Genomic DNA, 13,924 nt, shown 5'->3' on the forward strand with positions numbered 1-13,924 from the left:
ATGGGTGCGGGTTAGTCATTATGAATGCCGGTTAGTCACCCTGCAGTATTTTTTGCAATATCTTGTGACAGTTAAGCTTGGCTGCTGGAGGTATTTAGGTATTTAAGCGCAGCGAGATATAGGCGTTTCTTAGATAAAAAAGTAATAAAAGGAGTTTTTTTACTCCTTTATTGCTTTTTTTTCGTTTTAATGGCGTTTTTTTCTGTCTGATTAAAAAATCCCCTTTTCACTGCGCACGTTTTCTGGAATGATGCGCGGCTTTATTTTTAACATGCTTTGCACTCTGCTTTTAGAATATGCCTTTGATAGGTGAGGTAGAGTTAGTGTGGTAAACCTGCCAAAAGGTTGAGGTAAACATGTCTACCCCGGTTAATATTATTATGGGCTCGCGGTCTGATTGGCCGATTATGGAGCGCGCGACAATTCCGCTAACTGAACTTGGCGTAGAGTTTGAGTGCAAGGTGGTTTCTGCGCATCGTACGCCAGAGCGGCTTTACGATTTTGCTAAAAGCGCCCCTGATCGTGGTGTGAAGGTTCTTATTGCTGGCGCTGGTGGCGCTGCGCATCTGGCGGGGATGGCCGCAGCGATGACGTGGATTCCGGTAGTGGCAGTGCCTATACCGGCAGGATACTTAAAAGGTGTCGATAGTTTGCATTCAATGGTGCAAATGCCAAAAGGTGTTGCCGTGGCCACGCAGGCGATTGGTGAAGCTGGTGCCTATAATGGCGGCCTTATGGCGGCCCAAATACTGGCACTCTCTGATCCTGAGCTTGCCGAGCGCCTTAAAGCTTGGCGCCAAGCGCAAACCGATAGCGTGCCTTGGGAGGTTGAAGATTAATGCGTATTGCTGTTTTGGGTACAGGGCAGTTAGCGCGCATGATGGCGCTAGAAGGTATTGCGATGGGGGTCGAGTTTAGTTTCTTGAAAACCCCTGGCGAAGATTCTCGGTGTGTTGAGCACTTGGGTTGCGTTGTTGAAGCTTCGGCTGGCGACAGTGCAGCGCAAATATACGCATTATTGGGTAAGCCCGATGTCGTTACCACTGAAAAAGAAGGCGTCAGCGTTGTTGATTATGAGCAGTTTTTACCTTACTGCGCAGTTTCTCCGCCGGCTAAAGCGGTATGGGTGACTCAAAATCGCTTGCGTGAAAAAAACTTCTTAAATGATCAGGGCGTGCCTACGGCGGCTTACAAACCTGCCGATACTTTAGCGCAGGTAACCAGCGCAGCACAGGCCTTAGGTTTCCCTGTAATTGTTAAAACGCAAGAAAATGGCTATGACGGCAAGGGGCAGTGGTGGCTCGATAGTGTCGCTGATATCACCAAAATGCACGGTGATGAAGCCTCCGGCCCTTGGTTGCTTGAAAAGGTTGTGCCCTTTGAACGAGAAGTCTCTGTAGTGGCTGCACGCTCTGCTAATGGTGAGGTAGCGGTTTATCCGATCTCAGAAAATGTTCATAAGAACGGTATTTTATTAACCAGTTTTGTGCCCGTAGTACAAATTAGCGCATCACAGGCCGCTGAGGTAAACGCGCATATTACTCGTATTATGCAAGAACTTGAGTATGTTGGCGTGTTGTCTATGGAATGCTTTGTGACAGCGCAGGGCATTGTTGCTAACGAGCTAGCCCCACGAGTGCACAATAGTGGACATTGGACGCAAAGCGCTATGCCGGCGAGCCAGTTTGAGCAACACGTACGCGCGATTTTAAATTGGCCATTAGCGCCAACTCAAATGACAGGTGCGGCCGGTATGCTGAATTTATTGGGCGTTGCTGTTGAGCCGAGTGCGGTGCTTAAGCCTAGGCATGCCTTGCATTGGTACGGTAAAGCCGTGCGTCCAGGGCGCAAAGTGGGGCATATTAATATTACTGCACCAACGCCAGAGGCGCTACGCGAACAGCTCAAGCAACTCGAAAGCGACGTTTACGCTTAAACATTTGTCAAAAAACAACCAATTAATTTTGACAACTTCACTGCAAATCAATATGATCGCGCGCTTATGTCAGATAGTACCCCTAAAAAAATTATTCCAAGACACATTGAACCGCGTAAATTTGTTAACCACGCGGTTTTTTTGAGTGGTCAAATTCTTGGTGATGGCTTAACGCGCCTTACAGAAGCCTCTATCGAAGTTGGGCATATAGACGTTGAGCTTGAATTTGGTTTTGATGAAGAGCGTAGACGTACGGTAACAGGTTGGGTGCAAGCTGACTTGTTAGTGGAGTGTCAACGTTGCTTAGAGCCTATGCCATATTCAGTAAAAACTGATATTCATTGGGCGATTGTGTGGGATGAGGAAAAGGCCAGGCAGTTGCCGTCAAGGTTAGAGCCTTGGATAGCAGGTGAGGACGCTGAAGATTTATACGCTATGATTGAAGAGGAGTTGCTGCTGGCTTTACCTACAGCGCCCAGTCACAGCGAGCTGTGTATCGATAGTGCCTTGCTCAGTTCTGGTGAGGTTGCTATTGAAGATGAAGAAGAAACAACCAACAACCCTTTTCAGGCACTAGCGGCTTTAAAAGGGAAAGAAACCAAACATTAGAAGTAAGCATTGTGCTTTATTCTTAGTGTGTTTGTTAGTTTGTATAAATGATTACGTTAAAACACTAAACCGCCGCGAGGCGCAAAGTCATTAAGCCCAGGAGTCTACCATGGCTGTTCAAAAATCTAAAAAAACCCGCTCTAAGCGTGGCATGCGTCGTTCACATGATGCTTTAACTGCAACTAACTTATCTGTAGATGCAACAACTGGTGAAAAGCACTTGCGCCACCACATCACTCCGGACGGTTTTTACCGTGGTCGTAAAGTGTTGAACTCTCAAGACGACGAGTAAGTTTGGCATCGCCAACTTATTTAGCAGTTGATGTAATGGGTGGGGACGAAAGTCCCCACTCGTTCGTCCACGCTACGCTTTTTTTCCTTAAAGGCCACCCTCATACTTCTGTATTGCTTTACGGTAGTGATACCGTTATTGCTGCTGCCAAGCAAAACCCCCATGCAAAACCCTTATTATCTCGCCTGCAATTTATTGTCGCTGAGCAAGTTGTTGCGCCCGATGAAAAACCCAGCAGTGCACTGCGAAAAAAGCAACAATCGTCTATGTGGCTGGCTTTACACGCAGTCGCACAAGGTCGTGCTGACGCAGCCTTAAGTGCAGGCAATACAGGGGCTTTAATGGTTATGGCTCGATACCTGTTAGGAATGCTTAAAGGTATTGATCGCCCCGCTATTTGCAAGCGCATGCCCGTGCGCGGTGCGAGCTGTTACGTACTTGATTTGGGCGCTAACCTGACCGCCAGTGCGTTACAGCTAGAGCAATTTGCACTTATAGGGGCAGCGCTAGCTGAAGTAGAAGGTGTGGTGCCAGCAAAGGTTGGCCTGTTGAATATTGGTGAAGAACACCAAAAAGGGACCGAGGTGCTGCGCGAGGCTGATCAGCGCTTGCGCGATAATACGCGCTATAGCTATCAAGGCTTTGTCGAGGGAAATGCGATGTTCGATGGTCGTGTAAATGTAGTGGTGTGTGATGGCTTTACGGGCAATATTGCGCTTAAGGCGAGTGAGGGGTTGGCGCGCTACTTAATACGGGATCTTAAGCGCTATTTTGGTTCCACGCCTTGGCGTAGAGTATTGGGTTTTTGCGCACGTCTACTCGCATCGGGTTGGTTTAAACGGTTAAATCCAGCGGATTATAACGGCGCTTTATTGGCGGGGCTTAATGGTGTTGTTATTAAAAGTCACGGTGGCGCTGATCAAGCGGCTTTTAGTGCGGCCTTGCAAATGACCTGTGAGCAAGCACAGCGCAAGCCGCATTTACTATTGGCGACGTGGTTGGATTGATCACTGCTTACGGGTCTGTTATTGATCGATCCGCTTTTTTGTTTTTGTGTTTTTTATTAAGGGTAATACCATGACAGATTCTACTTTGGCCTATGTTTTTCCAGGTCAGGGCTCGCAGAGCGTTGGCATGTTGGCCGAGCTTGCGGCAGTTCACGCTGAAATCGAGACTACCTATGCGCAGGCAAGTACTGCATTGGGGTTTGATTTATGGCAATTGGTACAAGAGGGACCACAAGAGACATTAAATCTCACGCAAAATGCACAGCCGGCTTTACTGGCTGCCAGTGTTGCGTTATGGCGTATTGCACAAAAGCAAGGCAAAGTGCAGCCAGCGGTATTGGCTGGCCATAGCTTGGGTGAGTGGTCAGCATTGGTTTGTGCTGGCGTGATTGAATTTACCGCGGCCATTAAGCTTGTGCACCTGCGAGGCCAATACATGCAGCAAGCTGTACCTGTTGGCGTGGGCACAATGGCGGCGATAATTGGGCTAGATGATGCTGCGGTTGAAGGTGCATGCCAAAAAGCCTCATCGATAGGTGTAGTGGAGACGGTCAACTATAACTCGCCAGGGCAGTTAGTCATTGCCGGTGAAGCCGCAGCAGTAGAAGAGGCAATGGCCTTATGTAAGGCCGCTGGCGCCAAGCGTGCGCTGCCTTTACCGGTGAGCGCACCTTTTCACACTTCAATGATGAAGCCGGCTGCTGACAATCTTGCCAAGCACATTGAGCAAACGGTATTCAATACCCCTGTTATTGCTGTATTACACAATGTCGGTGTTTCGGTTGAGTCTGACCCAGAGGCTATCAAACAGCGCCTTATTGCGCAGATTTATTCGCCGGTGCCTTGGGTTGCTTCGGTAAATACTTTAGCCGATATGGGTGTGCAAACCTTGGTGGAGTGTGGCCCTGGCAAGGTGCTATCGGGCTTGAATAAGCGCATTAATAAAACACTGACATGCCTACCCTTGGCCACTTTAGAGGCTCTGGCGACGCAGTAATAAATACTCAGGGATAAAAATATAACAAAATAACGACTGAGGAGTCGATTATGAGTGAAGTAAAACGCGTAGCATTGGTGACCGGCGCTAGTCGCGGTATTGGTGCGGCCATTGCCCATAAGTTAGGTGCTGACGGTTATATTGTTGTGGGTACAGCAACAAGTGAAAAAGGCGCGACAGCCATTGGTGAGCGCATTAGTGCGGCAGGGCATGAAGGCGAGGGCATGGTGCTTAATGTTACCAGTGTTGAGTCGATTGCCGAGGTATTAGGCGCTATTACTAAAAAGTATGGTGCCGTGACGGTATTAGTGAATAATGCGGGCATCACTAAAGACAACCTCCTCATGCGTATGACTGATGATGAATGGTTTGATGTTATTGATACCAATTTAAGTTCGATCTTCCGCCTGACGAAGGCATGTTTACGCGGCATGCTAAAGGCGCGCTGGGGCCGTGTGGTTTGCATTACGTCGGTAGTGGGCTGCATGGGCAACGCCGGTCAAGCTAACTATTCGGCCTCTAAGGCGGGTGTGGCAGGCTTTGCGCGCTCTATGGCGCAAGAAGTCGGCTCACGCAATATTACCGTTAACGCGGTGGCTCCAGGGTTTATTGATACCGATATGACGCGCGAGTTACCAGAAGAGCAGCGCAAGATGCTAGAAGGCAAAATTGCCCTAGGTCGATTAGGTCAACCGGAAGAAATTGCCAGTGTTGTTGCCTTTTTATGTAGTGATGCAGCAGCCTATATGACCGGTGAAACTCTGCAGGTGAACGGCGGAATGTACATGCAGTAGGCTTTTATGGGTTTTTTTGGGGTTGTTTTTTTGTTTTTAACTTGTTGTTTTTAAAGACAAAAATTGCTTATGACTAATAAATTGCACCTTGCGGATTACAACCTTGTGAAAATCGCGCTAAAATGCGCGCCTCTGTTTGCCTTGCTGATTTTTAAGTGCTTTTATTTTGAGACTTAAAAGCGTTGAGTTTTACAAGAGTATCAATGTAAATTCAAAGTATTTGGCAGGTGTTTGGTTTGATGGCAAGTTTGGGCGCAATTTGTTAGAGTCATACTGACTCTAGTGCCCACAAATTGAACTGTATTGATTTTTGAAAATTATTAATTTTTACCATTTAAAGTGACTTTGGAGTGACTAAATAACATGAGCAGCATTGAAGAACGCGTAAAGAAAATCGTTGCCGAGCAATTAGGCGTTAAAGAAGACGAAGTAAAAACTGAAGCTTCTTTCGTTGAAGATCTTGGTGCTGATTCACTGGATACTGTTGAATTGGTAATGGCTTTGGAAGAGGAATTCGAAACTGAGATTCCTGATGAAGAAGCAGAAAAAATTACTACTGTTCAGTTGGCTATCAACTATATCAACGAAAACTTAGCTTAATTGCTAATGGGGTTTAACGCTTAACCTTAATTTATTTAGGCTTTAAACTTACAACGTTGAGTTGTCGCCCGAAAAGCCGTCTATGTGAATAGCACGGCTTTTCTTGTATTTGGGTGTATTTTTATTGGATCGAATTGGGGGTTGATGTGAATCGCAAGCGCGTAGTAATTACTGGGATGGGCATGGTAAGCCCTGTTGGGCATACGGTTGCTGAGTCTTGGGGCGCTGTGCTTAACGGCCAAAGTGGCGTCAGTGCGATCGAGCATTTTGATGCGAGTCAATTTGCCACACAATTTAGTGCCTCGGTGAAAAACCTAGACCTATCGCCCTACATGACTGAAAAAGAAGCGCGTAAAAACGATCCTTTTATTCAGTTCGGTATGGCGGCTGGTATTCAAGCAATTGAAGATGCTGGGTTGAGTATAGAGAATACAGATGCTGAACGCATAGGTTGCGTCATTGGCTCAGGTATTGGTGGTCTAGGCTCGATCGAGGATACATCTATTTTAATCAAAGAGCGCGGCCCGCGTCGCGTATCACCATTTTTTGTGCCGGGCTCAATCATTAATATGATTGCGGGTAACTTGTCGATTAAATACGGTTTTAAAGGCACGAACTTAGCAATAACGACTGCATGTACCACTGGTACGCATGCCATCGGCCTTGCTGCACGCGAAATTATGTTTGGTTATGCTGATGCGATTGTTTGTGGCGGCTCAGAAATGGCCACAACACCTGTAGGAATTGGCGGTTTTGGTGCGGCGCGTGCACTGTCTAAGCGCAACGACGAGCCCACAAAAGCCAGCCGACCTTGGGATAAAAACCGTGATGGTTTTGTATTGGGTGATGGTGCCGGTGTGTTAGTGCTTGAAGAATATGAGCACGCTAAAGCCCGCGGCGCTAAAATTTATGCGGAGTTGGCCGGTTTTGGTACTAGTAGTGATGCCTTTCATATGACGTCGCCACCCGAAGATGGCGCTGGCGCGGCTAAATCGATGAGTAATGCCTTAGCTGATGCCGGTATTGACGTTAGTCAAGTGAATTACATTAATGCGCATGGCACATCGACACCGGCAGGTGATAAGGCTGAGTGTGCAGCCGTTAAAGCCGTGTTTGGCGATCACGCCTCTCAATTGGCGGTTAGTTCAACCAAATCAATGACCGGGCACTTATTGGGTGCTGCTGGCGCGATTGAAGCGATTTTTACGGCTATGGCGATTCACGATCAAGTAGCACCGCCCACGATTAATTTGGATGAACCTGAGGACGGTTGTGACCTCAATTTTGTTGCTCATACGGCGCAAAAAATGCCTATTGATGTAGCCATAAGTAATTCATTTGGTTTTGGGGGCACCAATGGTACCTTGGTGCTGGCGAGAGTGAAGGCGTAGGCCGGTGGCTGTTAGCCCTTCTTGCCGCACGTTTGCTGCGAAGGGGCTATGGCAGTTGAACGGTCAGCTGCGTGGGCAGCTGCCGGTTCAAGATCGTGGCTTAGCCTACGGCGATGGCCTATTTGAAACGTGCTTACTCTTAAGTCAATCAGCGACATCGAGCGTGTCGGGTACCCATCTGCCGTGTTGGTCTTATCATAAGGCGCGCCTATTGTTGGGCTGTGAACGCTTGGGCTTGCCTGTGCTTGCTGATAGCCTTGAGCAAGATTTACAGCACTTTTTAAAGCAACTCCCTTCTGTGTCAACAAACGGTGCAAGCAGTCTGATTAAGCTGATTGTGACGCGTGGCCAAGGGGGGCGTGGTTATGCGCCGCCTGCATCGCATGCTCCGGTGAATGTGTTGTGGCAATTTCTGCCGGCACCCGTGGCCGGTAATGAGTATGCTGGAGTGCACTTAACTGTGAGTGATGTGCGCTTGGCTAGGCAGCCGCTACTGGCAGGCCTTAAGCATTTAAATCGGCTGGAATATGTGCTGGCGGCGCAGCAATGCTCAGAGGGTAGTATTCCTTTACTGCTTGATACTCATGACTGTCTAATCGAATCCCTAGCGCATAATATTTTTTGCGTTGTGGGGGGGGTACTGCGAACACCAGTACTGGATCAGTGTGGTGTTAAAGGAGTGTTACGCGAAATTGTTATGCAAAAAATAGCATCTAACTTAGGCTTAGAAGTGAGTGAGCAAGTACTCACACAAAATGATTTGGCGATGGCGACCGAAGTGTTTATCGGCAATAGTGTGCGCGGTATTTGGCCTGTCACAGAGGTTACTTTATTGGACGGCAGGCACTTACAGTGGCCTGTAGGTTCTATTAGCACCGAGCTGCAGCACGCTTGGCTGCGTTATCTTTCTTTATGTTGATTTGTTTTATCATGTTTAAATCGTCTTTATTTCGCGTGTTATTGGCTTTGGTGGTCTGGTGTGTGCTTATGCTTGCACTTGCTGGAGGGTATTTTTGGCATTGGCTGCATACAGAGGCGTTTGTTGCTGAGCGCAACCGTATTGTTGTGGTAGATAAAGGCTTAGGTTTGGGGCAGGTGGCCTTTAAGTTAAAAGAGCAAAGCTTACTGCGCTGGCCTTTAGTTTGGCGTGCGTACGCACGCTTTTTTCAACCTGCAACGTTAAAAGCCGGCGAGTATGCATTGCAGCCTTATGAATCGCCAATGAGTCTATTAACGCTTTTGCAAGGTGGTGAGGTGATTACGTATAACACCACGTTTGCCGAGGGCTTAACGTTGCGCGAGTGGCGGGCAATATTAGCTGCACAAACAAAACTTGAGCAAAAAACAGGAGCAATGACACCTGCACATATTGCTGAGCAGCTGGGTATTGATCACCCAAATCCTGAGGGTTGGTTTTTCCCCGATACATACCGTTTTGAAAAAGGCGATAGTGACTTAGATGTGCTAAGACGAGCCCACCAAAAAATGAAGGCTGAACTTGCTGGGCAGTGGGCCAGACGACAACCGTCATTGCCTTATGATTCCCCTTACGAAGCGTTAATTATGGCTTCTATTGTGGAAAAAGAAACGGGCGTTCCGCATGAGCGTTCAGATATAGCAGGTGTTTTTGTTCGCCGTTTACATCAAAATATGCGTCTACAAACAGATCCTACGGTAATTTACGGTATGGGAGACCATTATCAGGGTAATATTACTCGCACCGACTTAAAAACACCGACACCCTACAACACATATACTATTAGAGGGCTGCCGCCAACGCCTATTGCAAATCCTGGGCGTGAAGCCCTAGCCGCTGCGGTGAACCCTGCGAGCGGCCGAGCTTTGTATTTTGTGGCTAAAGGTGACGGCAGTCACCAGTTTTCGAATACTCTAGAGGCGCACAACAAGGCGGTACGCCAATATCAGTTGAATCGCCGCACCGATTATACGTCGCGGGCGCAGCCTAAAAAAGCCACCGAGCAGCCTGCAATAATCTCGTCTTCAAGCCGTTCATCGTCTTCAAGCGATTATTCATCGGTTGGTTCACACATGATACAAGGTCAGTAATATGCGCGGTCGTTTTATTACCGTAGAGGGCACCGAAGGTGTGGGTAAATCCACTAATATTGCTTTAGTCAAGCGCTGGTTGGCGGATAATAAAATCCCTTTTATAGCAACTCGTGAGCCCGGTGGGACGCCATTGGCAGAGTCGCTGCGTGAGCTACTTTTGGCAAATCGAAGCGAGGCGGTAGATGCAACCGCTGAGCTCTTAATGATATTTGCAGCGCGTGCTCAGCATCTAAATACAGTCATTAAGCCTGCGTTAGAGTCGGGTGTTTGGGTGCTGAGTGATCGCTTTACCGATGCGACTTATGCCTATCAAGGGTGTGGGCGGGGTCTAGATTTAAGCACAATCACTCAGTTGGAATACCTAGTTCAAGGTGATTTGCATCCCGACTTAACCTTATACCTGGATGTTGATGTGAGCGTAGGGTTAGAACGCGCGCGTTTACGCGGTGAGCTCGATCGCTTTGAGCAAGAGGATATTGCCTTTTTTGAGCGTGTGCGTCAGGGCTATTTAGATAGAGTTGCGGCTAACCCTGATGCTTATGCGGTCATTGATGCCGGGCAAAAGCTTGAGGCGGTACAACAAGATTTACTTAAAATATTGGATCGCGAGCTTAATCGCTCATCGTGCTAGATTACGTGGTGAAGGTGCATGGCTACATTCGATTGCTAGCCTCGCACGTTACCTAGCCGTCGGCCCTAGTGTCTAGGGCCGAGTGGTTGCACGCCGTTTAGCTGGCATACCCGTCTGGATTATTGGACTGCCAACGCCAGGTGTCTTCAACCATACGTGTGATATCAAATTCTGCCTGCCAGCCTAACTCTTTTAAGGCGAAACTTGGATCAGCATAGCAAGCGGCTATATCACCCGCTCGGCGTGCTACTATTTCTAGTGGAATGGGTTTTCCGCAGGCTTTTTCAAACGCCTTTACAACCTCTAAAACGCTATTACCTTGGCCTGTCCCTAAGTTCCATGTGTAGCTGCCTGCTTGATTGGTCATCAGCTTTTTCAGTGCTGCCACATGGCCACGTGCTAAATCAACGACATGAATATAGTCGCGAACACCGGTGCCATCGGCAGTATTGTAATCGTCGCCAAAAACCCGCAATTGAGGCAGTTTGCCTACAGCCACTTGCGCAACAAAGGGGAGTAGGTTGTTCGGGATGCCCTTTGGATCTTCACCTATTGTGCCGCTGATATGCGCACCAATAGGGTTAAAATAGCGCAAGAGTCCTACTTTTAACGAGTTGTTAGGGGCTTTGCAGGCATCGTGTAAAATCTCTTCGACCATTAGCTTGCTGCGTCCGTAAGGGTTGGTAGCGCCTGTTGGGAAGTCTTCTTTTATAGGAACCGTTTGTGGGTCGCCGTACACCGTTGCCGATGAGCTAAAAAGGAGATGCTGGGTATTAAATTCATTCATCACCTCGGCTACCGCTACGCTGCCTTCAATATTCACATGATAATAGCGCAGCGGAATGCTATTGGACTCGCCAACGGCTTTTAAGCCAGCGAAGTGAATGACGCCTTCAATATTCCCCTCTTGTTTGAAAATGCTGCGTAATGCTGCGCGATCGGTAACATCTTGCTGATAAAACGCAATGGTTTGACCGGTGATCGCTTCTACGCGCGCGAGTGATTCTTGGCTACTATTGCACAGGTTATCGACTACACACACCTCGAAACCAGCGGCAATCAGCTCAATTAGGGTGTGGCTACCAATGTAGCCTGCACCACCGGTGACTAGTATTTTCATGGGGTTTCCTTGGGCAAATTATAATTATGGCACAGCTTCTTTACGAAGAGGAGTGTAAAAGAGGGACTAAGCTCTTTATTGCAAAAATAAAGAAATTTTAAGGTATTAAAAGGCTATGTCGTAGCCTGTTCATTTTGACGTAATAAATAGCATTGTTGAAATAGTAATTTTGCTGCCATAAATATGCCTTTTTTTCTGTGTCGTAATGTTTTGTAGGCTATTTTTAAGTCACACTTATCACGTTTTTTAGGTAACTACTCAGTCAAGCTGAATAATTTCACCTGATAGGGTACTGATGAATTATTTTCTGGGCGCTATATAACACCGGGAGTGCTTATATCGCACCCATAGATTGCTTGAGCGGCTCAGGCAATGATTTATTAGCACCCAATTTGGGTACCCCCGAAGAGTTACTTTTTTAGCGTTTATCATAAATTAACGTCCGTAAACGTGTTTAATATTTGAGCGTGAGTGATGCGCGGGTACGGTTTTTCCGAGAGCGAGGAAGTCGATATGTCTATATTCAATCACTATCAGCAGCGTTATGAAAAAACACAGCAAGAAGAGCTAAGTATTCAAGAATACCTAGATCTCTGTAAAAAAGATCCCTCTGTTTACGCCAGTGCCGCCGAGCGAATGCTGTTAGCGATTGGAGAACCAGAGCTTGTCGATACTTCACGTGATCCACGTAAAAGTCGAATGTTTTCTAATAAAATTATTAAGCGCTACAAAGCATTTGAAGACTTTTACGGTATGGAAGAAGCTGTTGAGCAAATTGTTTCATTTTTTAAGCATGCTGCTCAAGGTTTAGAGGAAAAGAAGCAAATATTATACTTGTTAGGCCCCGTAGGCGGTGGTAAGTCGTCACTGGCTGAGAAATTAAAAAGCTTAATGCAAAAGCAACCTATCTACTGTATTAAAGGCTCCCCTGTTTTTGAGTCACCTTTAGGCTTGTTTAATCCCGAAGAGGATGCCGCTATTTTAGAAGAAGATTATGGTATTGACTGCCGTTATTTAAAAACAATAATGTCACCCTGGGCCGTTAAGCGTTTACATGAATTTGGTGGCGATATTAGCCAGTTTAAAGTAATAAAGGTATACCCCTCTATTTTAGATCAGGTAGCTATTTCTAAAACGGAACCTGGAGATGAAAACAATCAAGATATTTCATCTCTGGTAGGAAAGGTTGATATTCGTAAGCTAGAAGAGTTCCCGCAAAATGATCCTGATGCCTATAGCTTTTCAGGTGGCTTATGCCGCTCTAATCAGGGATTGATGGAATTTGTTGAAATGTTTAAGGCTCCTATTAAGGTATTGCATCCATTATTAACGGCTACGCAAGAGGGTAATTTTAATAGTACTGAAGGATTAGGTGCAATCCCTTTTGAAGGTGTGGTTTTAGCTCACTCTAACGAGTCAGAATGGCAAGCTTTTAAAAACAATAAAAATAACGAAGCTTTTATTGACCGCGTATATATTGTTAAAGTGCCTTATTGCTTACGAGTAACAGAAGAAATTCATATTTATGAAAAACTTTTAGAAAATAGTTCATTAGTTCATGCACCATGTGCGCCTGATACGTTGAAAATGCTTGCACAGTTTACCGTATTATCACGTTTAAAAGAGCCAGATAATTCTAATTTATTTTCAAAAATGAAAGTTTATGATGGACAAAATTTAAAAGATACCGACCCTAAAGCTAAGTCTTTACAGGAATATAAAGATAGTGCAGGAGTTGATGAGGGTATGGATGGATTGTCTACGCGTTTTGCCTTTAAAATTTTATCTAAAGTATTTAATTTCGATGCTACCGAGGTATCAGCTAATCCAGTGCATTTGCTGTATGTTCTTGAGCAGCGTATAGAGCAAGAGCAATATTCTGAAGATGTTGCATCACGTTACCTCAGATTTATTAAAGAGTACCTAGCTCCGCGTTATGTTGAATTTATAGGAAAAGAAATTCAAACAGCTTACTTAGAATCTTATAGCGAATACGGACAAAATATTTTTGATCGCTATGTGGTGTATGCTGATTTTTGGATCCAAGATCAAGAATACAGGGATCCAGAAACTGGTGAAATATTGAATAGAGTCTCATTAAATGAAGAGCTAGAAAAAATAGAAAAGCCAGCAGGAATTAGTAACCCTAAAGATTTTCGTAATGAAATTGTCAATTTTGTTTTGCGTGCACGTGCCAATAATAATGGTAAGAATCCTGCGTGGAATAGCTATGAAAAGCTGCGTACAGTAATTGAGAAAAAAATGTTCTCAAATACTGAAGACTTACTACCCGTGATATCTTTTAGTGCAAAATCAAGCAAAGAAGATAGTAAAAAGCATCAGGATTTTGTCGCACGTATGGTTGATCGCGGTTATACAGAAAAGCAAGTGAGATTATTATCTGAGTGGTATTTGCGTGTACGTAAATCACAATGATTTTCCCTAGATTTTTTTGCGCGCATGGTGCGCATTTGTGT

14 protein-coding genes are annotated in these 13,924 nt (G+C 46.0%); 13 read left to right on the top strand and 1 reads right to left on the bottom strand.

From position 1 onward, the window contains the following. Positions 1-356 precede the first annotated feature (356 nt). The 12 genes from purE (at position 357) to tmk (ending at position 10,327) form a co-directional block, all read left to right on the top strand. Positions 357-839: a 5-(carboxyamino)imidazole ribonucleotide mutase gene (gene purE / locus AC438_RS06710; protein WP_053980478.1), complete on the top strand. Its 483-nt coding sequence runs from the start codon at positions 357-359 to the stop codon at positions 837-839. Next, positions 839-1,936 carry a 5-(carboxyamino)imidazole ribonucleotide synthase gene (locus tag AC438_RS06715; protein WP_053980479.1) on the top strand — a complete coding sequence of 366 codons (1,098 nt, stop codon included), beginning with the start codon at positions 839-841 and terminating at the stop codon, positions 1,934-1,936. The genes purE and AC438_RS06715 overlap by 1 nt, the downstream gene beginning before the upstream one ends. Before the next feature lie 66 nt (positions 1,937-2,002). Next, on the top strand, positions 2,003-2,545 hold the full coding sequence (locus tag AC438_RS06720) for a YceD family protein (protein WP_053980480.1): 543 nt from the start codon (positions 2,003-2,005) through the stop codon (positions 2,543-2,545). A gap of 109 nt (positions 2,546-2,654) precedes the next feature. Continuing rightward, positions 2,655-2,837 carry a 50S ribosomal protein L32 gene (gene rpmF, locus AC438_RS06725; RefSeq protein ID WP_053980481.1) on the top strand — a complete coding sequence of 61 codons (183 nt, stop codon included), beginning with the start codon at positions 2,655-2,657 and terminating at the stop codon, positions 2,835-2,837. A gap of 2 nt (positions 2,838-2,839) precedes the next feature. Continuing rightward, positions 2,840-3,844, top strand: a complete 1,005-nt coding sequence (gene plsX, locus AC438_RS06730; protein ID WP_274377607.1) for a phosphate acyltransferase PlsX — start codon at positions 2,840-2,842, stop codon at positions 3,842-3,844. Positions 3,845-3,914: 70 nt separating this feature from the next. Then, positions 3,915-4,841: an ACP S-malonyltransferase gene (gene fabD / locus AC438_RS06735; RefSeq protein ID WP_053980483.1), complete on the top strand. Its 927-nt coding sequence runs from the start codon at positions 3,915-3,917 to the stop codon at positions 4,839-4,841. 50 nt (positions 4,842-4,891) lie between these two features. Then, entirely contained in the window at positions 4,892-5,635 is a 744-nt protein-coding gene (gene fabG / locus AC438_RS06740; protein WP_053980484.1) for a 3-oxoacyl-ACP reductase FabG, read from the top strand. Positions 5,636-5,998: 363 nt separating this feature from the next. Then, on the top strand, positions 5,999-6,235 hold the full coding sequence (acpP, locus tag AC438_RS06745; protein WP_053980485.1) for an acyl carrier protein: 237 nt from the start codon (positions 5,999-6,001) through the stop codon (positions 6,233-6,235). 146 nt (positions 6,236-6,381) lie between these two features. Continuing rightward, on the top strand, positions 6,382-7,626 hold the full coding sequence (gene fabF, locus AC438_RS06750) for a beta-ketoacyl-ACP synthase II (RefSeq protein ID WP_053980531.1): 1,245 nt from the start codon (positions 6,382-6,384) through the stop codon (positions 7,624-7,626). Positions 7,627-7,630: 4 nt separating this feature from the next. After that, a complete protein-coding gene (gene pabC / locus AC438_RS06755) occupies positions 7,631-8,545 on the top strand; it encodes an aminodeoxychorismate lyase (RefSeq protein ID WP_053980486.1) in 915 nt (304 codons plus the stop codon). Positions 8,546-8,556: 11 nt separating this feature from the next. Beyond that, entirely contained in the window at positions 8,557-9,693 is a 1,137-nt protein-coding gene (mltG, locus tag AC438_RS06760) for an endolytic transglycosylase MltG (protein ID WP_082354012.1), read from the top strand. A gap of 1 nt (position 9,694) precedes the next feature. Further along, the gene (gene tmk / locus AC438_RS06765; RefSeq protein WP_053980487.1) at positions 9,695-10,327 is read left to right on the top strand and encodes a dTMP kinase; all 633 of its coding nucleotides are present in this window, start codon (positions 9,695-9,697) and stop codon (positions 10,325-10,327) included. A 97-nt stretch (positions 10,328-10,424) separates the two neighbouring features. On the opposite strand, the gene galE is transcribed toward tmk, so the two are convergent. Next, positions 10,425-11,447: a UDP-glucose 4-epimerase GalE gene (gene galE, locus AC438_RS06770; protein ID WP_053980488.1), complete on the bottom strand. Its 1,023-nt coding sequence runs from the start codon at positions 11,445-11,447 to the stop codon at positions 10,425-10,427. 513 nt (positions 11,448-11,960) lie between these two features. Between galE and AC438_RS06775 the strand changes: the two genes are divergently transcribed. After that, positions 11,961-13,883: a PrkA family serine protein kinase gene (locus AC438_RS06775; protein WP_053980532.1), complete on the top strand. Its 1,923-nt coding sequence runs from the start codon at positions 11,961-11,963 to the stop codon at positions 13,881-13,883. The last annotated feature ends 41 nt before the right edge of the window (positions 13,884-13,924 follow it).

This window comes from Marinagarivorans algicola, assembly GCF_001292705.1.
Classification (GTDB): Bacteria; Pseudomonadota; Gammaproteobacteria; order Pseudomonadales; family Cellvibrionaceae; genus Marinagarivorans; species Marinagarivorans algicola.